General features: G+C 65.8%; 21 protein-coding genes. 11 read left to right on the top strand and 10 right to left on the bottom strand.

What is annotated here, in order from left to right; translation table 11 throughout:
• Positions 1–42 precede the first annotated feature (42 nt).
• Genes ihfB through FHS78_RS17075 form a run of 8 tightly spaced genes read left to right on the top strand, consistent with a single transcriptional unit; the run spans position 43 to position 6,587 of the window.
• Complete coding sequence (ihfB, locus tag FHS78_RS17110; protein ID WP_167095597.1) at positions 43–363, top strand: integration host factor subunit beta; 321 nt, start codon at positions 43–45, stop codon at positions 361–363.
• Positions 364–405: 42 nt separating this feature from the next.
• Positions 406–750: a LapA family protein gene (locus FHS78_RS17105; protein ID WP_167095596.1), complete on the top strand. Its 345-nt coding sequence runs from the start codon at positions 406–408 to the stop codon at positions 748–750.
• A 60-nt stretch (positions 751–810) separates the two neighbouring features.
• Positions 811–1,524, top strand: a complete 714-nt coding sequence (gene pyrF / locus FHS78_RS17100; protein ID WP_167095595.1) for an orotidine-5'-phosphate decarboxylase — start codon at positions 811–813, stop codon at positions 1,522–1,524.
• Positions 1,525–1,531: 7 nt separating this feature from the next.
• Positions 1,532–2,191, top strand: a complete 660-nt coding sequence (locus FHS78_RS17095) for a phosphoribosylanthranilate isomerase (RefSeq protein WP_167095594.1) — start codon at positions 1,532–1,534, stop codon at positions 2,189–2,191.
• Positions 2,192–2,231: 40 nt separating this feature from the next.
• A complete protein-coding gene (trpB, locus tag FHS78_RS17090) occupies positions 2,232–3,455 on the top strand; it encodes a tryptophan synthase subunit beta (RefSeq protein WP_205305360.1) in 1,224 nt (407 codons plus the stop codon).
• The gene (trpA, locus tag FHS78_RS17085; protein WP_167095592.1) at positions 3,452–4,288 is read left to right on the top strand and encodes a tryptophan synthase subunit alpha; all 837 of its coding nucleotides are present in this window, start codon (positions 3,452–3,454) and stop codon (positions 4,286–4,288) included. The genes trpB and trpA overlap by 4 nt, the downstream gene beginning before the upstream one ends.
• Positions 4,289–4,299: 11 nt before the next feature.
• Positions 4,300–5,220, top strand: coding sequence for an acetyl-CoA carboxylase, carboxyltransferase subunit beta (accD, locus tag FHS78_RS17080; protein ID WP_167095591.1), 921 nt, complete (start codon positions 4,300–4,302; stop codon positions 5,218–5,220).
• Positions 5,217–6,587 (top strand): Mur ligase family protein, encoded by a 1,371-nt coding sequence (locus FHS78_RS17075; RefSeq protein WP_167095590.1) that lies wholly within the window; start codon positions 5,217–5,219, stop codon positions 6,585–6,587. Before accD ends, FHS78_RS17075 begins: the two co-directional genes overlap by 4 nt.
• Before the next feature lie 57 nt (positions 6,588–6,644).
• Here FHS78_RS17075 and trxA read toward each other — a convergent pair whose 3' ends face one another.
• The 6 genes from trxA to tsaE form a co-directional block, all read right to left on the bottom strand.
• The gene (gene trxA / locus FHS78_RS17070; protein WP_167095589.1) at positions 6,645–6,965 is read right to left on the bottom strand and encodes a thioredoxin TrxA; all 321 of its coding nucleotides are present in this window, start codon (positions 6,963–6,965) and stop codon (positions 6,645–6,647) included.
• 129 nt (positions 6,966–7,094) lie between these two features.
• Positions 7,095–10,547: a double-strand break repair helicase AddA gene (gene addA / locus FHS78_RS17065; protein WP_167095588.1), complete on the bottom strand. Its 3,453-nt coding sequence runs from the start codon at positions 10,545–10,547 to the stop codon at positions 7,095–7,097.
• Positions 10,544–13,627, bottom strand: a complete 3,084-nt coding sequence (gene addB / locus FHS78_RS17060) for a double-strand break repair protein AddB (protein ID WP_167095587.1) — start codon at positions 13,625–13,627, stop codon at positions 10,544–10,546. The genes addA and addB overlap by 4 nt, the downstream gene beginning before the upstream one ends.
• 170 nt (positions 13,628–13,797) lie before the next feature.
• The gene (locus FHS78_RS17055; protein WP_167095586.1) at positions 13,798–14,514 is read right to left on the bottom strand and encodes a nucleotidyltransferase family protein; all 717 of its coding nucleotides are present in this window, start codon (positions 14,512–14,514) and stop codon (positions 13,798–13,800) included.
• Positions 14,515–14,527: 13 nt separating this feature from the next.
• On the bottom strand, positions 14,528–15,625 hold the full coding sequence (locus FHS78_RS17050; RefSeq protein WP_167095585.1) for an aminoglycoside phosphotransferase family protein: 1,098 nt from the start codon (positions 15,623–15,625) through the stop codon (positions 14,528–14,530).
• Positions 15,626–16,129: a tRNA (adenosine(37)-N6)-threonylcarbamoyltransferase complex ATPase subunit type 1 TsaE gene (gene tsaE / locus FHS78_RS17045; RefSeq protein ID WP_167095584.1), complete on the bottom strand. Its 504-nt coding sequence runs from the start codon at positions 16,127–16,129 to the stop codon at positions 15,626–15,628.
• Between the two features lie 284 nt (positions 16,130–16,413).
• Between tsaE and FHS78_RS17040 the strand changes: the two genes are divergently transcribed.
• Together FHS78_RS17040 and FHS78_RS17035 are read left to right on the top strand one after the other, a co-directional pair.
• A complete protein-coding gene (locus FHS78_RS17040) occupies positions 16,414–17,637 on the top strand; it encodes an NAD(P)/FAD-dependent oxidoreductase (RefSeq protein ID WP_167095583.1) in 1,224 nt (407 codons plus the stop codon).
• Between the two features lie 52 nt (positions 17,638–17,689).
• Complete coding sequence (locus FHS78_RS17035; protein WP_167095582.1) at positions 17,690–18,010, top strand: 2Fe-2S iron-sulfur cluster-binding protein; 321 nt, start codon at positions 17,690–17,692, stop codon at positions 18,008–18,010.
• A 92-nt stretch (positions 18,011–18,102) separates the two neighbouring features.
• Here FHS78_RS17035 and FHS78_RS17030 read toward each other — a convergent pair whose 3' ends face one another.
• From FHS78_RS17030 to FHS78_RS17020, 3 genes are all read right to left on the bottom strand, one after another.
• Entirely contained in the window at positions 18,103–18,621 is a 519-nt protein-coding gene (locus FHS78_RS17030; protein WP_167095581.1) for a PAS domain-containing protein, read from the bottom strand.
• A 101-nt stretch (positions 18,622–18,722) separates the two neighbouring features.
• Complete coding sequence (locus tag FHS78_RS17025; RefSeq protein ID WP_167095580.1) at positions 18,723–20,978, bottom strand: xanthine dehydrogenase family protein molybdopterin-binding subunit; 2,256 nt, start codon at positions 20,976–20,978, stop codon at positions 18,723–18,725.
• Positions 20,979–20,995: 17 nt separating this feature from the next.
• Positions 20,996–21,463, bottom strand: a complete 468-nt coding sequence (locus tag FHS78_RS17020; RefSeq protein WP_167095579.1) for a (2Fe-2S)-binding protein — start codon at positions 21,461–21,463, stop codon at positions 20,996–20,998.
• Between the two features lie 224 nt (positions 21,464–21,687).
• Here FHS78_RS17020 and FHS78_RS17015 point away from each other — a divergent pair, with 224 nt between their 5' ends.
• Positions 21,688–22,113 (top strand): hypothetical protein, encoded by a 426-nt coding sequence (locus FHS78_RS17015; protein WP_167095578.1) that lies wholly within the window; start codon positions 21,688–21,690, stop codon positions 22,111–22,113.
• Positions 22,114–22,119: 6 nt separating this feature from the next.
• On the opposite strand, the gene FHS78_RS17010 is transcribed toward FHS78_RS17015, so the two are convergent.
• Positions 22,120–22,848, bottom strand: coding sequence for a glutathione S-transferase (locus FHS78_RS17010; RefSeq protein WP_167095577.1), 729 nt, complete (start codon positions 22,846–22,848; stop codon positions 22,120–22,122).
• Between the last annotated feature and the right edge of the window lie 3 nt (positions 22,849–22,851).

The raw sequence follows: 22,851 nt of genomic DNA, 5'->3' as shown, positions 1-22,851 counted from the left end.
CCGCCGGGAAGGAACGAATGCGCAGAGGACGGACGAAGAAGAATGATCAAATCTGAGCTCGTTGCCCGTCTGGCGCAGGCCAATCCCCATCTCTATCAGCGCGACGTCGAACGCATCGTCAGCACGATCTTCGACGAGATCAGCGCCGCGCTTGCCCGAGGCGACCGGGTGGAGCTGCGCGGTTTCGGGGCCTTTTCCGTGAAGGCCCGCCCCGCCCGGACAGGGCGCAATCCGCGAACCGGCGAGCCGGTGCATGTGGAGGAAAAGTTCGTGCCCTTCTTCAAGACGGGCAAGGAACTGCGCGAACGTCTCAATGACGGCGAAGCGGGCGAAGACGACTCGGATGACGACAGCGAAGACTGATCGCTTCGCTGACGCGTTCTTTTCTCGAACGGGACAATTCCATTGAAACTGTTGCGCTGGATCATTCTGCCGCCCGTCGCGATCATCGTCATCGCGCTTGCGATCGCGAACCGCCACGGCGTGACCTTCAGTCTCGACCCGTTCGACGCGGAAAAGCCGGCGCTCGCCTTCGACGTGCCGCTCGCGGCCATCATTCTGGTCTCGATTGCGCTCGGCATCCTGATCGGCGGGCTCGCAGCCTGGTGGCAGGGACGGCGGCGGACCTCGCGCAAGCTCGAAGCGGAGCGCCGCCAGCAGGCCAATGCGCCCGTTCCCGCGCCGAAATCGGCGGAATCCGGCGCTTCGACCGGCGCTTCCGGCCCGGGCGGCCTTCCGGTGGTTCAGTAAGCCGGCCAAGCCTGCTATATAAAGCCGAACGTCCCAGTCCCCACAGCCCGGTCAAGCCCCATGCGCCCTTCAGGCAACCCTGTCTTCTGCGCACTCGACACCACGGACACCGCCCGTGCGGTGACGCTCGCCCGCTCGCTGAAAGGCACGGTCGGAGGGCTGAAAGTCGGCATGGAGTTCTTCAACGCCAACGGGCCCGACGGCTTCCGGCAGGTCGCGGAGGCGGGACTGCCCGTCTTTCTGGACCTCAAACTCCACGACATTCCCAACACGGTCGCAGGCGGTATCCGCGCCGTGCTGCCGCTGAAACCCGCCATCGTCAATGTGCATGCCGCCGGCGGCCCCGCCATGATGCGCGCGGCGGCGGACGCGGCGGCGGAAGCTGGTGACAGCCGCCCGCTCGTCATCGCCGTCACCGTGCTGACCAGCATGGATGAGGGCGACCTTGCCGCGACCGGCATATCGGGAACGCCGCGCGACCAGGTCTTGCGGCTGGCGAGCCTTGCCCGCGAGAGCGGCCTCGACGGCGTCGTCTGTTCCGCGCATGAGATCGAACCCCTGCGCGCCGAGCTCGGCCCCGACTTCAAGCTCATCGTGCCGGGTATCCGCCCGGCGGGCGCCGATGTCGCCGACCAGAAGCGCATCATGACGCCGGAACAGGCCTGCGCGCTCGGTGCCGATATCCTCGTGATCGGGCGTCCCATCACCGGGGCGGAAGACCCGCGCCGCGCGGCCGAGGACATCTCGGCGAGCCTTGCCCCGGCACTGGGATAGGCCTCCCATGACCGTCCGTGTCAAAATCTGCGGTATTACCGACGAAACGGCTCTCAAGGCCGCGGTTTCGGCGGGCGCGTCCTATCTCGGCTTCGTCTTTTTCGAGAAGAGCGCCCGGCACCTGACGCTGGAAAAGGCCGCCGCGCTGGCCGCTCAGGTGCCCGACGGCGTGCTCAAGGTGAGCCTCACCGTCAATGCCGCCGACGCCATGCTCGACGCGATCGTCGAGACGCTAAAGCCCGATCTCCTGCAGCTTCACGGCAGCGAACCGCCCGAGCGGCTGAGCGAGATCAAGGCGCGCTACGGCCTCCCGGTGATGAAGGCGATCGCCGTTGGCGGGCCGGAAGACCTGGAAGCCGTCGCCATTTACCAGAAAGTGGCGGATTTGTTGCTGTTCGACGCCAAACCACCTAAATCTATGGCGGGTGCTCTGCCGGGCGGAAACGGTCTTGTTTTCGACTGGTCGCTGATCGCGGGCAACCGGCCCGACATCCCCTGGATGCTGTCGGGCGGGCTCGATGCGGACAATGTGGGCGAGGCCGTTCGCATGACGGGCGCGCCCGCGGTGGACGTGTCCACCGGCGTCGAAAGCGCACCGGGCAGAAAGGATCCCGAACGGATCAGGGCGTTCTGCAAGGCCGCGTTCGGCGCGGCGGAACGCCGGTAGAGAAAGTTGTGAACCAGTGAGCACTGCAAAGCCCAATTCCATGCGCAGCGGTCCCGACGAGAGAGGCCGCTTCGGTATTTTCGGCGGACGCTTCGTCGCCGAAACGCTGATGCCGCTCGTGCTGGATCTCGACCAGGCCTATAAGGACGCGAAGAACGATCCCTCCTTCCATGACGAGATGGAGGCCCTTCAGCGCGATTATGTGGGTCGCGAAAGCCCGCTCTACTACGCCGAGCGCCTGACGGAGCATTTCCGCGAACAGGCCAAGGAAAAAGGCGGCGACGGCGGCGCGAAGATTTTCTTCAAGCGCGAAGAGCTGAACCACACCGGCTCGCACAAGATCAATAACTGCCTCGGCCAGATCCTGCTCGCCATGCGCATGGGCAAGAAGCGCATCATTGCCGAAACCGGCGCGGGCCAGCATGGCGTGGCGACGGCGACGGTCTGTGCGCGTTTCGGCCTGCCTTGCGTCGTCTATATGGGCGCGACCGACATCGAACGTCAGAAACCCAACGTCTTCCGCATGCGCCTTCTCGGCGCGGAAGTCGTGCCGGTCACCTCCGGCACGGGTACGCTGAAAGACGCGATGAACGAGGCGCTGCGCGACTGGGTGACGAATGTGGACTCGACCTATTACCTCATCGGTACGGTCGCCGGTCCTCACCCCTACCCGGCCATGGTGCGCGATTTCCAGGCGATCATCGGCGAAGAGACCAGGCGCCAGATGATGGAGCGCGAAGGCCGCCTGCCCGACAGCGTCGTCGCCTGTATCGGCGGCGGCTCCAATGCGATGGGACTTTTCCACCCCTTCCTCGACGATGAGAGCGTGCAGATTTTCGGCGTCGAGGCCGCGGGCCACGGCATCGAGACGGGCGAGCATTGCGCCTCGCTCAAGGGCGGCAGCCCCGGCGTGCTGCACGGCAACCGGACCTATCTGCTGCAGGACGATGACGGGCAGATCCGCGACGGCTATTCCATTTCCGCCGGGCTCGACTATCCGGGCATCGGGCCGGAACATTCCTGGCTGCATGAGACGGGCCGCGCCACCTATGTGTCGGCGACCGACCAGGAAGCGCTCGAGGCTTTCCAGCTCTGTTCGCGCAAGGAAGGCATCATCCCCGCGCTCGAACCCTCCCATGCGCTGGCCTATGTCGCCCGCGTCGCACCGGACCTGCCGCGCGACCATCTCATGGTGGTGAATTTGAGCGGGCGCGGCGACAAGGACATCTTCTCCGTCGCCGAACATCTGGGGGTGAAGCTGTGACGCGCCTTGAAAAACGCTTCGACGATCTGAAAACGCAAGGCCGCGCCGCTTTCGTCACCTTCATCACGGCGGGCGATCCCAATCTTGAGGATTCCCTCGCCATCCTCAAAGGTCTGCCCGAAGCCGGCGCCGACGTGATCGAACTCGGCATGCCCTTCACCGATCCCATGGCGGACGGCCCGGCGATCCAGCATTCCTCACAGCGCGCGCTGGCCGCCGGCCAGACCATGCTGAAAACGCTCGACATGGTGCGCCGCTTCCGCGAAGGCGACGATGCGACGCCCATCGTGCTGATGGGCTATTACAATCCGATCTATCATATGGGCGTCGAAAAATTCCTCGACGCGGCGACGGCAGCGGGCGTCGACGGCCTCATCGTGGTCGACCTGCCGCCGGAAGAAGACGACGAGCTGTGCGTGCCCGCGATGAAGGCGGGCCTCAACTTCATCCGGCTTGCCACGCCCACGACCGACGACAAGCGGCTTCCCGCCGTGCTCGCCAATACGTCGGGCTTTGTCTATTACGTCTCGATCACCGGCATTACCGGGTCGGCGAGCCCGCAGGCGCGCAATGTCGCCGCCTCGGTGCAGCGCATCAAGGGACACACCAAACTGCCGGTCGCGGTCGGCTTCGGCATCAAGACGCCGGAACAGGCCGCCGAGATCGCCCGCGACGCCGACGGCGCAGTGGTCGGCTCGGCCATCGTCGAGACCGTCAAGGCGGAGCTCGGCGAGGACGGCAAGCTGAAGGACGGAGGCGTGGCGCGCATCCTCGATTTCGTGCGCGGTCTTGCCGACGGCGTGCACGGTGCGCGGGCACAGGCGGCTGAATAAGGGAGAGACCCATGAACTGGATCAACAGCGTTGTCCGACCGAAAATCCAGCGCGTCTTCAACAAGCGCCAGGTGCCGGACAATCTCTGGCGTAAATGCCCCTCCTGCGGCGAGATGATCTTTCACCGCGATCTCGTGGCGGCGCTCAATGTCTGCCCCAATTGCGATCATCACATGCGGCTGGGAACGAAAGAGCGCTTCGACTCGCTCTTCGACAATGCCGACTACCAGATCGTGCAGGTCGATCCGGTGCCCGTCGACCCGCTGAAATTCCGCGACCAGAAGCGCTATCCCGAGCGCCTGAAGGAAGCGCGCGCCAAGACCGGCCGCGACGATGCCGTGACCGTGGCGCATGGCGCGCTGGACGGCGTCGAAACCGTCATCGCCATCGAGGATTTCTCCTTCATGGGCGGATCACTCGGCATGGCGGCGGGCGAAGCGCTCATCAAGGGCGCGGAAACCGCCATCGAAAAACGCGCGCCCTATGTGCTCTTCACCGCGGCGGGCGGCGCGCGCATGCAGGAGGGCATTCTCTCCCTGATGCAGATGCCGCGCGTCACGGTCGCCGTGCAGTTCCTGCGCGAGGCCGGGCTTCCCTTCATCGTCGTGCTGACGGATCCGACCACGGGCGGCGTGCTTGCGTCCTATGCCATGCTGGGCGACGTGCAGATCGCCGAGCCCAAGGCGCTGATCGGCTTTTCGGGCCGCCGCGTGATCGAGCAGACGATCCGCGAAAAGCTGCCGGACGATTTCCAGTCCGCCGAGTTCCAGTTCGAACATGGCATGATCGACATGATCGCCCATCGCCACAAACTGCGCGAAACGCTGTCGCGCGTGATCCGGCTGATGACGCATCGTCCGCGCGGCAAGGCGCAGCTCACCGCCAATCTGCCTGCCACCACGCAGCCCGAAGCGGGCGCCGAAAAGGCGTGAGCGACAGGGAAGACGCGACGCAGACGACACCGGCCGATCCCAGCGACGTCATTCTGGAGCGGCTGACCGCGCTGCATCCCAAACTGATCGACCTGTCGCTCGACCGCACTTACCGGCTGCTCGAAAAACTCGGCAATCCGCACCTCTCCCTGCCGCCCGTCTTTCATATCGCGGGCACGAACGGCAAGGGCTCCACCGGCGCCTATCTGCGCGCCATGCTGGAGGCGGCGGGCAAGCGCGTCCACGCCTATACCTCGCCGCATCTGGTGCGTTTCCACGAGCGTATCCGGCTTGCCGAGGGGGAAGGCCGCAGCGCTTTCATCGACGAACCAGCGCTGTCCCGTCTGCTCGATGAATGCGAGCGCGCAAATAATGGCGAACCCATCACCTTTTTCGAGATCACCACGGTCGCTGCCTTTCTCGCCTTTTCCCGCGTCCCCGCCGATGCGCTCATTCTGGAAGTCGGCATGGGCGGACGGCTTGATACGACCAATGTGGTGGACGATCCGCTTGTGAGCGTCATCACGCCGGTGAGCCTCGACCATCAGGGCTTTCTCGGCGACACGCTCACCGAGATCGCGGGCGAGAAGGCCGGTATCCTGAAGCGCGGGCGTCCCGGCATTATCGGTCCGCAGGCAGACGAAGCGCGCATTGCCATCGAAATGGCGGCGGAGCGTATCCATGCGCCGCTCTTCTTTCACGGACAGGATTTCTCGGCTCATGAAGAACACGGCCATCTCGTCTATCAGGACGAGCACGGCCTTCTGGACCTGCCCCTGCCGAAGCTCGCCGGGCGACATCAGATCGACAATGCCGCCGTCGCCATCGCGGCACTACGCAAGGCAGCGCAGGAAAAGCCGATGCTCGCCGTCGAGACCGAGGCCATCGCGCATGGCCTCACCCATGCCGAATGGCCGGGCCGCATGCAGCGCCTCACGCGCGGACCGCTTGTCGGGCTTCTGCCGCCCCATGCCGAACTCTGGCTCGATGGCGGGCACAATCCGGCAGCGGGCGAGGCGGTCGCGCATGTCATGGCCGACCTCAACCAGCGGCAGGAGCATATCCGTTCCCGCCCGCTCATTCTCATTTGCGGCATGCTCGACACCAAGGATGCGGGCGGTTTCCTCGTCCCCTTCAAGGGGCTTGCCGCTCAGGTGGAAACGGTGACGATCCCCGATACGCCCGCGAGCCTCACCGCGGAGGCGCTGGCGGAGATGGCGTCAAAGGCCGGTCTCCCCGCCTCGCCCGCGCCCTCCATCGAGGCGGCGCTTGAACGCGCGCTGCTGGAAGGCGGACGCGACGCACCGCGCATCCTCATCTGCGGCTCGCTTTATCTGGCCGGGCATATCCTGCGCGAGAACGGATGACGCCATGAAAAAAGGCCGGTCGAACGACCGGCCTTTTACATGTTCTGTCGGGACAACTCAGAGCGAGCTGTCGATCCATTCCTGGATCTTGCCCTTCGGCATCGCGCCCACCTTGGTGGCGGCGACCTGGCCGTCCTTGAAGATCATCAGCGTCGGAATACCGCGCACGCCGAACTTGGTCGGCACGTTCGGGTTCTCGTCGATATTGATCTTCGCAATGGTGATCTTGCCGTCATAATCCTTGGCCAGCTCTTCCAGAGCCGGGCCGATCTGCTTGCAGGGGCCGCACCATTCGGCCCAGAAATCCACAAGCACGGGACCAGAAGCGTCCAGGACGTCAGTATCGAAGCTGTCGTCAGTCACTTTGGTGGTCGTCATTTGCTACTTCCTTTCCTGTGTCGGCTCAAAAAGCCCGGAATCCGGGCTTTTTTGCCGCAAGGCGCCGCGTTGTTCCGCAGCTCGCTTGATTCCGGATTGCACCGAATCTAGGAACGCGCCCCTCCAAGGTCAAGGCGACGGCGTGCCGCGCGCCAGCGCCTCGTCGAGCATGTCGGGCGGCAGTTCCATCAGCGCGGGCGTCTCCGTCCAGAGGAGCGCACAGCGTATCGCCCGGCCGGGATGGATCCGCTGCAGAAGCGCGCGATAGGCGGCCATCTGCGCAACATAGGCCGGGCTCGCCTCCTCCACCTTGCGGGGCGGCGGCCTGTTCGTCTTGTAGTCGATCACCAGCACATCCTCGCCGACCGCGCAGAGCCGGTCGATCTGGCCGGAGACGAGATGCGGCTTGCCCCCGAACTCGATCCGACCGACCACCGGCACTTCCGCGCGGCCGCCCGGCGCGAACACATCGGCGAATTTTCCATCGTTCAGCACGCGCGCCACCGCGTCCGCGATTTCCGCCTGCGCCTCCCCGCCGAGACCATGCGCGGGGGCGGAGAGAAAACGCGCCGCGGCCGCCTCCCGCTCGCCCGGCGGCAGCTCCGGCAATGTCTGCAACAGCCGGTGAATGAGGCGTCCGCGCTGGAAACGGGCCTGGCTGTCGCCCGTCAGCGGCGAGGAGACCGGCGGTTCCTCCATCCCTTCCGGCGGCAGGCGCGACGGCGAGAGCGGGCGCGAGGGCGCGGGCTCTCTCGGCGCGGGCTCAAAGGCCCAGCTCCCGAGCGGGGCGATGTCCTCGCGCTCGACGACCTCTTCCGGTGCCGGTGCGTGGCGCTGCTCGCCCTCGATGCGCCATATGCTGCGCCCCTCTTCTTCCTCGACCTCCACCGCATCGGGCAAGAGCGCGGCGCTGGCGAGATTGTACCAGCAGCCCTCCGGCGGCTCGCGAAGCCCGCGATAGCCGCAAATATAGAGCCGGTCGCGCGCCCGCGTCATGGCGACATAGAGAAGCCGGCGATATTCCTTTTCCTGCTCTTCGCGCCAGCGCTCCCGCGCGCCGCCCGTCACCTCGTCCTCGTCGCCCTTGCGCACCGGCCAGAGCAGGAGCTTGGGTTCGGTCGGCAGTTCGATCAGCGCCGGGTCGTGCTGCCCGCCGGGCATGGAACAGGTGTCGGGCATGAAGACGATTTCCGCTTCCAGCCCCTTCGCGCCATGCACCGTCATGACGCGCACCTCGTCGCGGCCCTGATCCATGTCGCGCTTGATTTCCGAGGCGCCGCGCTCCAACCAGTGCAGGAACCCTTCGAGCGAGGGCGCATGGGTGCGCTCATATTCGAGCGCAAGCGCGAGGAACTCGTCGATGGGGTCGTTGGCGTCCTCGCCCAGCCGCGCAAGCAATCGTTTGCGCCCTTCCTCGCCCGCCAGCACATGGGCGAAGAATTCGTAAGGCGGTTCGTAGTCGGCGCGCGCCAGCAGCCGCATCAGCAGATCATGCGCCCGGGCGTAGCACGCGCCTTCATGGGCGGCGGCCTGCAGGGCGGACCAGAGATCGCCCTTGCGCCCCCATGCCAGCTCGAACAGCTCGTCCTCGCTCAGGCCGATGAAAGGCGATTTCAGCACCGTGGCGAGGTTCAGATCGTCCTGCGGCAGCAGCACGAAACGCGCCAGCGCCACCAGGTCCATCACCGCCATCTGGTCCATCAGCACCATGCGGTCGGCACCGGCGACAGGAACGCCGCGTTCCTTCAGATGGCGGATCATCTCGTTGACGAAGGAATTGCGCCGCCGCACGAGAATGAGAATGTCGCCCGCCCTGATCGGCCTTGCCCGCGCGGCGAGTTCTTCCCCGTCGCGGAGCCAGTCGGCAATCCTGTCGGCAATGCGGGCGGCGAGCTTCGCGGGCGGCGCCGTCTCGTTCATATAGTCGAGCGGGGCGTCCCAGACATCGACCTCGTCCGTTTCGTCCGGTTCTTCCAGCGGCCATATTTCCACGCGGCCCGCATCGAGTTCGCGCGCCGCGACATGCTCCACCATCTCCGCTTCATCCGCCGTCAGACCGGCTTTCGCCTCGACACGGGCGAAGACGGCATCGACCGCGGCCAGCACCTGCGGCGCGGAGCGGAAGGAGCGCACGAAAGGTATCGGATACCAGACCATATCCGCCGCCTTCACCGCGCGCTCGAAATGCCGGCGCATCTCCGCAAAGGCGACCGGGTCCGCGCCCTGGAAGGAAAAGATCGACTGTTTTTCGTCGCCCACCGCGAAGATGGTGCGCGTGCCGTCATGCGCGCTTTCGCCGGAGAAGAACTCGTCGGCCAACGCCTGCACGATCTTCCATTGTTCCGGGCTCGTGTCCTGCGCCTCATCGACGAGAATATGGTCGATGCCGCCATCGAGCTTGTAAAGCACCCAGGCGCCCATCCGGCTGCGGGTCAGAAGATCGCGCGTCTTTTCGATGAGGTCGCCATAGTCGAGAAGCGCGCGGGCGCGCTTGGCCGCCTCATAGGCTTTCAGCATTTCGGTTGCGATGACGAAGATCGCTTCCGTCGACTGCGCCACGCCCACCGCGCGCAAATGGTTCATGCCGGCGAGAATGCGTTGCTGCTCCTGCACGAGACACTCGGCGGAGGCGGGATAGGCTTCCGCCACCTTCTTCGTCATCAGCGTCTTGCGCGGCTCCCCCTTGGCGGTCAGGAAGACGCTCACATAATCGTCGAGCCGGTCGCCGCGCCGCGCCCGGTCTTCGAGAAACCAGTAAAGCGTTTCGGCACGTTCCTTGTCGGTCTTGGAGCCGGTATCGAGCGCATCGGCCGCCGCGCGCAGCTCCTCCTCCGGCACCATGGAAAGCCCGGCGCGCGCGGCCTCCACCGTTTCCTCCGCCGTCACGCCCAGCGCAAGGCGCACCGTCTGCATCACGCCGTCCACGCTGCCGAAATCTTCCAGAAGCGCGGCGATGCCGTCGCGCCGTCCGGCAATCTCCGTCATCAGGCGGGAGAACATGAACTCGTCCACCCGCCCCACGATATGGGCGAGCGCGCGACCCACCGGGCCTTCCTCGTCGTCCTGCGCGGCGAAAAGCACCTGATCGCGCACGTCTTCCATCAGTTCGGCGGATGAGCGTTCGTCCAGAATGTCGAAATGCGGCGGCACATCCGCTTCCAGCGGAAAGCGGCCCAGCACGCTCTCGCAAAAGGCATGGATGGTCTGGATCTTCAGCCCGCCCGGCGTCTCGATGGCGCGGGCGAACAGTTTTCGCGCCGTCGCGATCTTGTTCGCATCCGGGGCCGCGCCGTCCATATCCTCGATGATGGCGGCCAGCGCGGCATCGTCCTCCATCGCCCAGCCGCCGAGGCGCTTGTAAAGACGGCTGGACATTTCCGCCGCCGCGGCCTTGGTGAAGGTGAGACAAAGAATGCGTTCCGGCGCCGTGCCGGAAAGAAGGAGCCGCGCCACGCGCGTCGTCAGCGCATGGGTCTTGCCGGACCCCGCATTGGCCGACACCCAGACGGAGGCGGTCGGGTCCGTCGCCTTCCTCTGCTGATCGTCCGTCACCAGACGTTTCTTCTTCGCAGGCACGCTCATTCGCCGTCCCCCGCCGACCATTCGGGCACCCGGGCCAGATGGTCGTAATCGCCGAAGCGGCCGATGAACATGGGCCGGGGCCGCGACAGATAGGGCGTCGCCTCGTTCTCATACTGGGTCAGGAGGTCGACCAGCGCGTCATAGGTCGCATTGGCCAGCTCGCTGCCCGCATCGGTGATGGCGCGCACCTCGCCCGCATTCTCGCCGCCGGTCAGCCGCACATAGACAAGACGCGAGGTATTGGCGGCGGGCAGCGGCACCTCCCGTCCCTTTGCGTCGCGATAGCGGAAGCCGCCCCGTGCGGCCATTTCCGCTTCCAGCGGCAATTGCGGCGCGAGGCCCGCTTCCACCTGATTGCGGCTCGGCAGGGCACCCGTCTTGTAGTCGGTAACGACAAGCGTGCCGTCGTCGCGCTCGTCGATACGGTCGGCCCGGCCCGTCAGCCGGACGGGCGTTGCCAGTTCGTCGAGTTCGATTTCGCCGGAAAGTTCGGCATGGCTGCGGCGGATTTCCTGCCGCTCGGCCTGTTCGTACTCGACCATCCAGGCGGCGATGCGCTGGAAACGCGGCCACCAGAAGGCGCGCACGCCGGGCCGGTCCATCAGATGGGCGAAGACCTCGGCCCCGATGCGCAGCATCTCTTCCAGCGGATTGGGCGGCAGGCCTTTCGGCCACTCCTTCGTGAAGCGTTCCAGCGCCTTGTGGATCACCATGCCGCGCTCGGCCGCGGCGACATCGGCATCCAGCGGATCGAGCGGCGAGAGCCGCAGCACCTTTCGGGCGTAGATCGCATAAGGATCGCGGATCAGCGTCTCGATCTCGGTGACGGAGAATTGACGCGGGCGCGCCTTCAGCGGCGGCGCGGGGCGCGGCTTGGGAATGGCGATCGTCTCTTTCGCCTCGTCCAGCTCGTCCGCCCAACGTGCCCAGCGGCGGTCGTGCAGGCCGTCCTTCACGCCCAGCGCCTCCACCACGCTTGTCAGGCGCAGCCACCAGCGCGAGGCGACGGTGGGCGCGCCCTCCTGTTTTTCCGCCCGGGTCAGCACCGTTTCGCCCGCGCTTGCCGCTTCCACGAAATCATGTGCGGCAAGCCCGATACGCTGCTCCGGCGGTTCGAGCCCAAGCGCCGCGCGCATGGGGCGGTTGAGCCAGGGGTCGATATTCGCCTCGCCCGGCCATGTGCCTTCATTGAGGCTGCCCAGGATCATCAGGTCCGCATGCTGGAGCCGCGCTTCCATCGGGCCCCAGATGAAGAGGCGCGGATGGCGGCCGAAACGCGGGCGCAGGTTCCGCGCATCCGCCAGTTCGGCAAAAAGCCTCGGCCATGAGGCGGGCGGTATCGGGCCGAGCTTCGGCGCAGCCTCCAGAAGGTCTTCGAGGAAGGCGGCGGAGGCCTCGCCCGTCTCCTTGATCCAGAGGCGGCCCGCCCCCTTTTCCGTATCGGTCGCGGCCAACGCCTCGGCCACGCGGATATGCATTTCGGCGAGATAGGCCGGATCGGCCTCGCCGCGCGCCATCGCCTCGACCATCGGCTCCAGCGCGAGGTCCAGATCGTCGATCAGCCGGTCGAGCCCCTCGAAATCGGCGACGCTGCGTCCGGCCTCCCTCCGCCTGTCGCGTTCCTCCACCAGCGCGGCGCGCAGACCGTCCAGGCCGGGGGCGGGGCGCGGTCCGCGCAGCAGCATCCGTTCCAGCCGCCGCGTCTCGTCGCGCAGCACGTAAGGCGCCCGGGAAAGCGCGGCCATGGGATGTTTCAGCATGGCGAGCAGCGGCACGGGCGCCAGCTCCTCGGCCACCGCTTCGGCGATGAGCCGCATGAAGCCGACGGGCGGCGCCTTGCCAAGCGGCGCGCCCGCGCTGTCGTCGATCTCGATGCCCCAGCGCCTGAGCTCCATCGCCACGCGCCGCGCGAGGTTCCGGTCGGGGCTCACCATCGCGGCCGTCTTGCCGGGCACTTCCAGCGCCTCGCGCATCATCAGCGCGATGGCGGCGGCCTCGTCGCGCTCGGCGGAGGCTTCGACGAGACGCAGACCCTTCACCGCTTCCCCGGCCCGCGGCCTCAGTCCCGCCAGGCTTTCGCGCCAGCGTTCCGTCGTTTCGGCGGGGCGCATGGTTTCCGACAGGAACGCAATGCGCGCCTCCATCGCGCCCACCGGCTCCGCGCCCGGCCAGAAATCGACATCGGCCCGCGTCGCCTGCAGCCGGTCGATGAGCTTCTTCATGCCGTATTGCGGATGCGAGGCCGTGCCGGGTCCGCCCAGCGTGGCCCAGCTCGCCTCGTCCAGCGCGAGATCGAGCCCCGGCAGCACCACCGCGCCATTGGGCAGGCGCGAGACCACGGCCAGCAGATCCGCCGTCGCGGGGATCGAGCCGGTGGAGCCCGCCGCGATCACCGGCCCTTCCGGCGGATTATCCCGCCAGTGCTTCGCCTCGGCCTCCAGCAGGCGATTGCGGCGCTCGGCCTGTTCCATGAACCCCAGGCGCTTCATCTCTTCGGGCCAGTGCGCTGTCAGCACCTTCAGGAAATCGACGGTGATCTGCCAGTTCTCGGCATAGGTGTCGGGCACCAGATCGGCGAGGTTCTTCAGCGCCACGCGCTCGGTGATCGCCATATCGAGGAACTGGCCCAGTTCGGCGGCCAGCGCCAGCGCGCGCGGCGCATCGGGCGTGATGCCCTCTCTTCCTTTTTCCCGGGCAGAGCCTGCCTCATGCGCGAGGATGAAGCGGGCGAGCCGCATCTGGCGCTCCAGCGGCGGCATGGCAGGCGGCAGCGCCAGCATCTCCGCCGAGAGGCCGCCCGGATCGAGAATGATGCCGTCCTCATCCACATCGCCCAGCGGCCGGATGACGGGCAGCAGCAGCGCCTCGCCTTCGCCCGCGCGCAAGAAGGCATCGCCCAGCGCGCGCGCCGCGCGGCGGGTCGGCAGCAATATGGTGAGGTCCGGCAGCTCCGGCACGCGCCCGTCCGCCATCGCGAAGCGCCCGCCCAGCGACGGGTCGGCCCGCAGCGCTTCCGCCAGCCGCGACAGGAAGGGCTGGCCGGAGGGCACGGTGAAGAGATGGAGGGAATCGGCTGCCATGGACGCGAGTCTAGTGAGTTTCCCGGTTTCGAGAAATCGCGAAGGAATGCAAGACACCCCTTAAGACCGTCATGCCGGACTTGATCCGGCATCCATCCGGCTTTTCGTCATAGATGAGGGGCTGCATGGACCCCGGGCCGGGGCCCGGGGTGACGCCTTCCTTTCGACACTCACGTCTCCTTCAGGGCTGCCTCGGCATCCTTGAGGTCATCCGGCGAGCCGACATGCATCCAGAGGCCCTGCATGCGCTGGCCATAGAGAGTGCCCTTTTCGATGAGCCCGTCCCAGATCCGGTTGGTGGAAAAGGCGCCCTCCGGCCCGTCCCTGAAAAGCGCCGGTTTGACGACCTGCACACCCGCATACATATAGGGCGCGGTGGTCGATTCCTCGCGGCGCGTCAGCCGTCCGTCCGGGCTCATCTCGAAATCGCCCCTGCCGCAATAGCCCACCGTGCGCACCGCGTCCGCGATCATCAGCAGCGCATCCATGCGCTCGGCATCGAAGGCGTCGATCAGGTCGCGCAGATTGCTGCCATAGCCTTCCACCCAGACGCTGTCTGAATTGAAGGTGAGGACGGGATCGCCGCCCAGCAGCGGCAGCGCCTTCTTCACCCCGCCGCCGGTGTCGAGCAGCGCGTCGCGCTCGTCGGAAATCACGGTCACGGGCGTCTTGCGCTTTTGCAGATGTTCTTCCATCCGGTCGGCGAGGTAGTGGACATTCACCACCACCTCTTCGATACCGGCCTCTTCCAGCCGGTCCAGCGCATGGTCGATCAGCGGCTTGCCGTTGAATTCGACCAGCGGCTTCGGCGTCGTGTCGGTCAGCGGGCGCATGCGCGTGCCGAGACCGGCCGCCATCAGCATCGCCTTGGTAACTTTGCGGCTCATGGGGGTCGGGTCCTCAGTCGTCCAGCGGCAGATGTTTGTCGGTCCAGCGCTTGAGATCGGCAAGCGCCGGATGGGCGAGATTGCGCCGCAGGTAGGATTTGGTGCGCGGCATATGCGCCATATAGTGCGGTTTGCCGTCGCGCTTCAACAGCCGAGGCCAGAGCCCGATGAGACGCAAGCCCCGCTCCGCGCCGAAAGCGGCATAGGCGGCGCGGAAGTCTTGCTCGTCGAAACCGGTGAGCGTGGCTTTCGCGCAGGCGACATAGAAATCCAGCATCGCCTCTTCGCGCTCCGCCGGTACGGTCTTGCGCGCATCCTGCAGGAAGGAAACGACGTCATAGGCACGCGAGCCCAGAAAGGCGTCCTGGAAGTCGATGAGGCCGACACGCTTCAGGCCCTTTTGTTCGGAGAGCCAGAGAATGTTGGGCGAGTGGAAGTCGCGCAGGCAGAGCGCGCGCGGGCCCGCCTGCATCAGCGGCCAGAGAGCCGTCCAGAGCGCATGGAACTCCTCGCGCTCTTGCCGGCTTGCCTCGCGCTCCAGTACCACCGGGAAATACCAGTCGAGCGGCACGTCGAGTTCGGCGCGCATCAGCCCGTCGTCGAAATGCGGCACCTCATGCGTACCTCCGTCGCCCACCGGCAGGTGCTCCGGCGCGCCCTCGGCCTGCAGCCGCACGAGGAGTTCGATGCAGGCGCGGTAGATATCGTCCAGCGGTTCGCCTTGCGGCCCCGCGCCCCGCTCCAGAATGCCGCCCAGCACATGGTCGCCGAGGTCTTCCAGCAGCAGGAAGCCGCGGTCGAGATCTTGCGCGACGATTTCGGGCGCGGTGAGGCCGATGCCGGTCAGATAGTTGTCCACCGCCACGAAGGGGCGAACGTCCTCGGCCAGATGCGCCACGGTCGAATAGGCATGCTTCGCATCGTCTACGGGTGCATCCGGCCCCGCCGGCCAGTCCATCAGCACGGCCGGGCGCCCGTCGAGGCTCAGCCGCTCATAGCGCCGCGTGGAGGCGTCGCCCGCCAGGTCCGCCCGCATCGCCGCGCCCCAGCCGCTTGCCTTCAGAAATTCGATGATGGCCGCTTCGCGCGCGGGATCGGGATGACGGGTCATTCAATCGTTACCGGCTTCACCAAAGGCTTCGGTCAGTCTCGCCGCCCAGCTTCCGGTTCCCGTCAGTTCCGCGCGACGCAAGCCTTCTGGCATGAGGGAGAGGCGAATGTCGAGCCTGTCGCGCGTGAGCCGCGCCATTTCGCCCTCCGCCCGCTCCGGCCATTCGACCAGCACGGCGCCCTCATCCAGCGCTTCGGCAAGCCCCAGCTCGCGCAGCTCGCCCTCTTCCTCAATGCGGTAGAGGTCCACATGGGTGAGCAGAAGCGCCGGGCTTTCATAGGCCTGGACGAGGGTGAAGGTCGGCGAGGGCACGTCTTCCATCAGCCCGTGGGCCTCCAGATGCGCCTGGATCGCGGCGCGCGCCAGCGTGGTCTTCCCCGCCCCCAGATCGCCCCGCAGCAGGATCAGGTCGCCCACCGCAAAAAGCGCAGAAAGCCGCGCCCCCAGATCATGGGTCGCGGCTTCGTCTTTCAGCTCGATTTCGAGATGAGTCGTGTCGGCCATAGGGCCTTTTTATCGGCGGCAAGTCGTCGCGCCAATCAACAAAAAAGTTGACGCGAGCGTCATGTTTGTGGCTTTTTAGCATCAGGGCCGGACCCGGCGCCCGAGCGCGTCCCTATGCGCTTTTCTCCGGGTTTTCGGTCGCATTTCGCGGCGTTTCCACACGTGACGCAGGCCCCCCTTCACCCTAAAAAGAAGGGGACAGTCCGGCTATTGCGTAGTAAAACTCCGCGAAAGATGACGCCGGCGCCAAGATCGGCGAAACAGAATTCGGGAGGCGGAAACGCATGGGCAAGGACATCATCATCGTCGGGGGCGGGCAGGCCGCCGCGCAAGCCGCGCAAAGCCTGCGCGCGGAGGGCTTTACGGGCCCGATCCGCATTTTCGGCGACGAACCCCATGCGCCCTATCAGCGTCCGCCCCTGTCGAAGAAGTTCCTCGCCAAGGAAATCGGGTTCGACCGCGTGGAGCTGAAGCCGGAGAGCTTCTACACCGACAACGATATCGCCACCCATTGGGGCACGCGCATCACCGAGATCGACCGCAAGGGCAAGCGCGTGCTGACCGCCGACGGCCAAGCCTACGACTACGCCAAGCTGCTGCTGGCGACCGGCAGCCGGGTGCGCGAGATCAATGTGCCCGGCTTCGAGATGGACGGCATCTACTACCTGCGCAACATCGCGGATGTCGAAGCGATCCAGAGCCATTTCAAGGAGGGCGCCCGCCTCGTCGTGGTGGGCGGCGGCTATATCGGCCTCGAGGTCGCCGCCGTCGCCAAAAAGCACGGCATGGACGTGACCGTGCTGGAAGCCGCCGAGCGCGTCATGGCGCGCGTGGTCGATCCGATCGTCAGCCATTTCTACGAGCGCGTACACCGCGAGGAAGGCGTGAAGATCGAGACCGGCGTCACGGTGGCGGGCTTCGAGGGCGAGAGCCATGTCACGGCCGTCGATTCCGGCGAGGGCAAGCTCTACCCGGCCGATTTCGTGGTGGTGGGCATCGGCATCATTCCGAATACGGAGCTTGCCGTGGAATGCGGGCTCGACGTGCAGAACGGCATCGTCGTGGACGAGAACTGCCGCACCTCGGACCCGGATATTTTCGCGGCGGGCGACTGCACCAGCCATCCCAACGGCATTTACGGCCATCGCCTCCGGCTCGAAAGCGTTCACAACGCCATCGAACAGGGCAAGACGGCGGCCGCCGCCATGGTTGGCGAGGAAAAACCCTATAACCAGGTGCCGTGGTTCTGGTCCGACCAGTACGACCTCAAGCTGCAGATCGTGGGCCTCTCGGCCGGCTACACGCAGGCCGTGGTGCGCGGCGACCCCGAAAACGGGCGCAGCTTCGCCGTCTTCTATCTCAAGGACGATACGGTCATCGCCGTCGACGCGGTGAATCGCGCGCCGGAATTCATGATGTCCAAGCAGCTCGTGCACAAGAAGGCGACGCTCGACCCGGCCCGCATTGCCGATGAAAGCATCAAGGTGAAGGAGATCGCGCAGGGCTGACGAACCGCCCGCGCCATAAAGAGAAAAACAAACACTGGAGGAGTGAGACCCGATGGCGAAGATTACCTATGTCGAGCATAACGGCACCGAACACACGGTGGATGTGGCGAACGGCCTGACCGTCATGGAAGGCGCGATCAAGAATTCCATTCCCGGCATCGACGCCGATTGCGGCGGCGCCTGCGCCTGCGCGACCTGCATGGTCTATGTGCCGAAGGAATGGCAGGCCAAGATGCCGGAAAAGGAAGACATGGAAGAAACCATGCTCGACTTCGCCGAGGCCTCCAACGAGGATTCCCGCCTTTCCTGCCAGCTTCCGGTGACGGACGAACTGGACGGCCTGCGCATCACCATGCCGGAAAGCCAGCACTAAAGCCTTCTTCGTCATTCCGGCCCCGAGCCGGAATCCATGCTGCATGGACCCCGGGTCGACAGGGCCCGGGGTTTGCGTGTTTAGGGGGCAGGTTACGCCTCTGCCTGGTAGGTCATTTCCAGCGTGGCGGGATCGAGCAGCTTGAAAAGCCGGTCCCGCTTCACCCCGTCGGAAGACAGCGGCAGGATCATCCGCACATAGGACCAGCGGCGCCCGTTGATCGCGATATAGGATTTGCGCGCCAGCGACGGTTCGCCGGTTTCCGCGACGCGAAGCCCCGCCGCCAGCACCTTCTTCCCGTCTTCCGGCTTGAAGAAATCGTCCGTGGTGCGCCCGCGCATTTCGCCGCCATGCTCCTCGCAGACCCGCGTGCCCGCAAGACGCACGCGCAGGCAATCGGCCTCCACGTCGAGCAGCATCATATAGGGCAGCAGCGAAACGGGCACGCTCGTCGGATCGAGCTGCGCGGGGAAATGCCCCTTCTTGTTCGTCAACTCCGACCACACCTCATGCACGCGCTGAAGATCGGCATAGGCCGACATCTCGGCGAGCGGCAGTTCCTCATGCGTGGAAGACTGAAAACTCGTCAAACCGTGTTTCTGCGCATCCATGGGCGCTTCTCCGGATGGTGAAGCTTTCAGCTAACATCGCCCGGGTAAGCATTTCGTAAACCATCCCGGCAGGCGAGCGCCCCGTTTAGTCTGCAGCCACTTTAGTCCGCGGCCTGGGCGAACTTGCCGCTTGCCGGCGAGAGGTCGTGGATCGACATGGGCAGTTCGCGGATGCGCTTGCCGGTCAGCTTGAAGATCGCATTGGCAAGCGCCGGTGCGACGGGCGGCGTGCCCGGTTCGCCGAGCCCGCCCATGGCGGCCCCGCTGTCGATGAAATGCGTCTCGATGACCGGCGTCTCGGCGATCTTCACCATCGGGTAGTCGGGGAAATTGCCTTGCGCCACGGCGCCGCCCTCGATGGTGATCTGTCCGTATAGCGCCGCCGTCAGACCGTAGATCACGGCGGACTGTACCTGCGCCTCCGCCGTATCGGGATTGACGACACGGCCGCAATCCACCGCGCAGGTCACCTTGTGGACGCGGGGACGATTGTCCTCGTCCAGCGAGACCTCCAGCACTTCGGCCACGATGGTCTCGAAGCTCTGCTGCACCGCCAGTCCGAAGGCATGGCCCTCGCGCAGGGTGCCGCCGTAACCGGCCTTCTCCGCGGCAAGCCGCAGCACGGCGCGGTGGCGCGGCTTGTCCTTCAGTAGCGCCATGCGGAAGTCATACGGGTCCCTGCCCGCCTCATGGGCCAGCTCGTCCATGAAACTTTCATTGAAGAAAGTGTGCTGGGTATGCGCGACCGAGCGCCAGGGCCCGCGCGGCACGGATGTCGGATTGTCCACATAGCGGATCGACTGGTTTTCCACCGCATACGGAATATGCGGCGCTTCCGCCGGCTCGTCCTTGTAGACATAGCGGTTCTGCCAGGCGACCGGATTGCCGTCGGCATCCAGCCCGGCCTTCATCCTGTTCGCCACCGCGATGCGATAGGCGTCGTGCCGCATGTCGTCCTCGCGCGTATAGACGAGCTGCACCGGCGCATCGACTTCCCTTGCGATCATCGCGGCATAATCGATCTCGCTGGGGAATTCCGAAAAGCCCGCGCGATAGGGAATGCGCCGCCCGAAGCCGCCGCCCAGCAGCATCGGATGCACTTTCACATTGTCGTAATCGACGCCCGTCATTTCGGCGATGCGGGCGCGCGTGCCGAGCGGATCCTGATTGCCGACCCAGACTTCCGCCTTGTCGTCATGCACCCAGACGGTGCAGTTCATCGGTTCCATGGTGGCATGCGCGAGATAGGGCACGCGATAGGAGGCCTCGATCACCCTGGCCGCGTTTTTCAGCGCGCCCTCCGCATCGCCCGTCTCCTTGTCTTCGGTACTTTCGCCCGTCAGCGCCTTTTCATGACCCTCGAAGATGGAGGCGGAGGAAACGCCGCCATTGCCGCCATCGTCGAATTCGATGTCGAGCGCGGCGGCGGCTTCCTTGGCGCGCCAGAAATTATCCGCGATGACGGCGACGCCCACGGGCAGTTCCACGACCTGCTTCACGCCGCGCCGTTTCAGGATTTCGCTTGCGTCATAGCGCTTCACCTTGCCGCCGAAGACGGGCGACTGGCGCAGCGCCGCATAGACGAGGCCTTCGGGCCGCGCATCGAGGCCGTAGCGGGCGGTGCCGTCCACCTTGCCCGGCACGTCGAAACGCTTGGTGGGCTTGCCGACGATCCTGTACTGGTCGGGCGTCTTGAGGGTCGGCGCGGCGGAAGGCGAATATTCGGCCGCGTCCGCCACCAGTTCGCCGAAAGTCGCCGACTGGTTCTTGCCCTTGCGGTAGACGATGCTCTCGCGCACCTCGCAATCGCCGGTGGAGCAGTCCCAGCGCGCCGCCGCCGCCTTTACCAGCATTTCCTTCGCCGCCGCGCCGGCGATGCGCATGCCGTGCTGGCCGGTATAGCGCACGGCCATGGAGCCGCCGGTGATCTGCATGCTCATGAATTTCGCGACATTGTACCAGAGCGTCTCGGCGGCCCCGGCCAGCATGTCGGGCGCCGTCCGGCCCTTCGTGATGAAGAGCCCGAGCGATTCATTGGCGAATTCGGGTTCGGCGGGCGCCTGTTCGGCGCGCACCAGGTTCCAGTCCGCATCCATCTCCTCGGCCGCCATCATGGCAAGCGCGGTGATGGGACCCTGCCCCATATCGGAATGCGGCACATAGACGGTCGTCACATTGTCCGGCGAAATCTTCAGCCAGGTGATGACGAAACGCTCGCCGCCTTCCGCGGCGATCTCGTCTTCCCGGTCGCGGCGCGAGGGGCCGGAAACGGCCACGCCGATGAGAAGCGCCCCGCCTGCGAGGCCGCCCCCGATCAGCATTTGCCGGCGCGTCGGTTTTTTCAGGTCGAATGCCATGGTCCCGTCCTCCCCGTTCAGGCGCGCGTCACGTCGCGGATGGCCGCCACCACGCGCGGATAGGAGCCGCAGCGGCAGATATTGGTGATGGCCTGCCCGATCTCGTCGTCGCTGGGCTGCGGATTGTCCTTCAGCAGCGCATCCACCGCCATCAGCATGCCGGACTGGCAATAGCCGCATTGGGGCACCTGGCGTTCGATCCAGGCCTGCTGAAGCGGCGAGAGGCCGCCTTCTTCCGCGCCATGCGTCGCGGCCAGCCCCTCGATGGTGGTGATGTCGGATCCGTCGGCATAGGAAACCGGGACGGAGCAGCTTCGCATCGCCATGCCGTCCACCTGCACGGTGCAGGCGCCGCAGGCGGCGATGCCGCAGCCGAATTTGGTGCCGGTCAGACCCAGCTCGTCGCGCAACGCCCAGAGGAGCGGCATGTCCTCCTCCACATCGAGCGTGTGTTCTTTCCCGTTGACCCTGAAGCTGATCGGCATGGCGAGATCTCCTCCGGCTGCGATGCGGGCGCCCTCTGATTTCCCGCCCTCGGCGGCAACGCTAACGCGGCCCGTCAGATGTGTCACTGACTATTTTGACGATTTCGGTCATTCGGTAGCCCGGCATGCGGTAGGCGAGCCGGGCGCCTGCCCGATTTTGGTCGCAAACGGGATTTAGCCCTGATCCACGGAACGACAATGACCCCGACAAAAGGAGTTCCCCCATGACCGATCTCGCGAAACGCCCCTTCACCCCCTTGCGCAAGACCATGCTTGCCGCCGGCTTCGCGCTCGCGGCGGGCGGGCTCGTGTTCGCCGCGCCCGCCAGCGCCGCCGATGCGGCCAAATCCGCCGAAACCGCCGCCCAGCATGCGGGCTTCGCGGCGGGGTCCAGCGGCATCAAGGGCGTGCATATGCACCTGCATCACGCACTGAACTGCCTTGTCGGCGAAAAGGGCGACGGCTTCGACGCCGATGAGCTCAATCCCTGCAAGGCGACCGGCGGCGCCATTCCCAATACCGCCGACGACGCCCGCAAGGCCGAGCTCGAAAAGGCCGCCGAGGCGGCGCGCGCCGGGATCGCCGAAACCGATCTCGCCAAGGCCCAGGCCGATGCGAACGAGGTTCAGACGATCCTCACGGGCGAGTAGCCGCGGCTACCCGTCCAGTTCCGGATAGTGCCGGAACAGCCCGTCGCCGAACTCCTGCCGCCTGTCGCTTTCGAGATAAGCGGCGATATTCGGCCGGGCGGCCACGCCCTCGGCCAGAGCGCGGGTGAGCGGCGCCTTGCGGCTCGCCCGTTTCATTGCCTTGGGGAAAGCGAAATCGAGCCCGTCGATCAGGAAATAGAGCGAGATGTCGGCATAGGTCACGCTGCGGCCCGCCAGCACGGGGCTTTTGCGTTTCGCATTCGCCGGGTTGCGCTCAAGGATCGTCTCGAACCAGCCGAGAATTTGCGGCAGGCGGTCGGTGCGGAACCATGTCGCGCGGCGCTTCGACTCTTCGATCTGGTCTTCGTAATAGAACATCATCGAGATCGGGTGATGCGTGTCATGCGCCTCCACCGCGAAATCGGCGATGGTGAGCTGGATCTGGTGCAGCCAGAGCCGCGTCGCCTCCGTCTCCGGCGCCAGGCCGATGCGTGGCCCCAGCCAATGCAATATGAGCGGCGTCTGGCCGATCACCGTTTTCCCGTGCCGCAGGATCGGGCAGGCGAAGGACGGGCGCTCGCTTTCTTCCATCAGCTTCCGCATTTCGGCGAAACCGTCCGTGCGCTCGCGCGCCACATCCACATAAGGCGCGCCCGCATCTTCCAGCGCCAGACGGATGAATTCGCCCCGGCCCGGAATGCCCGGCCAGTAAAAGAGTTCGTAGGGTTTTGCCATGTC

It is taken from the genome of Parvibaculum indicum, assembly GCF_011762095.1.
In the GTDB taxonomy this organism is placed as follows: domain Bacteria; phylum Pseudomonadota; class Alphaproteobacteria; order Parvibaculales; family Parvibaculaceae; genus Parvibaculum; species Parvibaculum indicum.
The sequence above is the reverse complement of the archived record's forward strand: the minus strand, read 5'-3'. Positions and strand labels throughout refer to the sequence as shown.

What these genes read in the sequence shown, in the direction of transcription:
- ihfB (WP_167095597.1), top strand. Translation starts at nt 43, where the DNA reads ATGATCAAATCTGAGCTCGTTGCCCGTCTGGCGCAGGCCAATCCCCAT.
- pyrF (WP_167095595.1), top strand. Translation starts at nt 811, where the DNA reads ATGCGCCCTTCAGGCAACCCTGTCTTCTGCGCACTCGACACCACGGAC.
- FHS78_RS17095 (WP_167095594.1), top strand. Translation starts at nt 1,532, where the DNA reads ATGACCGTCCGTGTCAAAATCTGCGGTATTACCGACGAAACGGCTCTC.
- trpB (WP_205305360.1), top strand. Translation starts at nt 2,232, where the DNA reads ATGCGCAGCGGTCCCGACGAGAGAGGCCGCTTCGGTATTTTCGGCGGA.
- accD (WP_167095591.1), top strand. Translation starts at nt 4,300, where the DNA reads ATGAACTGGATCAACAGCGTTGTCCGACCGAAAATCCAGCGCGTCTTC.
- trxA (WP_167095589.1), bottom strand. Translation starts at nt 6,965, where the DNA reads ATGACGACCACCAAAGTGACTGACGACAGCTTCGATACTGACGTCCTG.
- addA (WP_167095588.1), bottom strand. Translation starts at nt 10,547, where the DNA reads ATGAGCGTGCCTGCGAAGAAGAAACGTCTGGTGACGGACGATCAGCAG.
- addB (WP_167095587.1), bottom strand. Translation starts at nt 13,627, where the DNA reads ATGGCAGCCGATTCCCTCCATCTCTTCACCGTGCCCTCCGGCCAGCCC.
- FHS78_RS17055 (WP_167095586.1), bottom strand. Translation starts at nt 14,514, where the DNA reads ATGAGCCGCAAAGTTACCAAGGCGATGCTGATGGCGGCCGGTCTCGGC.
- FHS78_RS17050 (WP_167095585.1), bottom strand. Translation starts at nt 15,625, where the DNA reads ATGACCCGTCATCCCGATCCCGCGCGCGAAGCGGCCATCATCGAATTT.
- tsaE (WP_167095584.1), bottom strand. Translation starts at nt 16,129, where the DNA reads ATGGCCGACACGACTCATCTCGAAATCGAGCTGAAAGACGAAGCCGCG.
- FHS78_RS17040 (WP_167095583.1), top strand. Translation starts at nt 16,414, where the DNA reads ATGGGCAAGGACATCATCATCGTCGGGGGCGGGCAGGCCGCCGCGCAA.
- FHS78_RS17035 (WP_167095582.1), top strand. Translation starts at nt 17,690, where the DNA reads ATGGCGAAGATTACCTATGTCGAGCATAACGGCACCGAACACACGGTG.
- FHS78_RS17030 (WP_167095581.1), bottom strand. Translation starts at nt 18,621, where the DNA reads ATGGATGCGCAGAAACACGGTTTGACGAGTTTTCAGTCTTCCACGCAT.
- FHS78_RS17025 (WP_167095580.1), bottom strand. Translation starts at nt 20,978, where the DNA reads ATGGCATTCGACCTGAAAAAACCGACGCGCCGGCAAATGCTGATCGGG.
- FHS78_RS17020 (WP_167095579.1), bottom strand. Translation starts at nt 21,463, where the DNA reads ATGCCGATCAGCTTCAGGGTCAACGGGAAAGAACACACGCTCGATGTG.
- FHS78_RS17015 (WP_167095578.1), top strand. Translation starts at nt 21,688, where the DNA reads ATGACCGATCTCGCGAAACGCCCCTTCACCCCCTTGCGCAAGACCATG.
- FHS78_RS17010 (WP_167095577.1), bottom strand. Translation starts at nt 22,848, where the DNA reads ATGGCAAAACCCTACGAACTCTTTTACTGGCCGGGCATTCCGGGCCGG.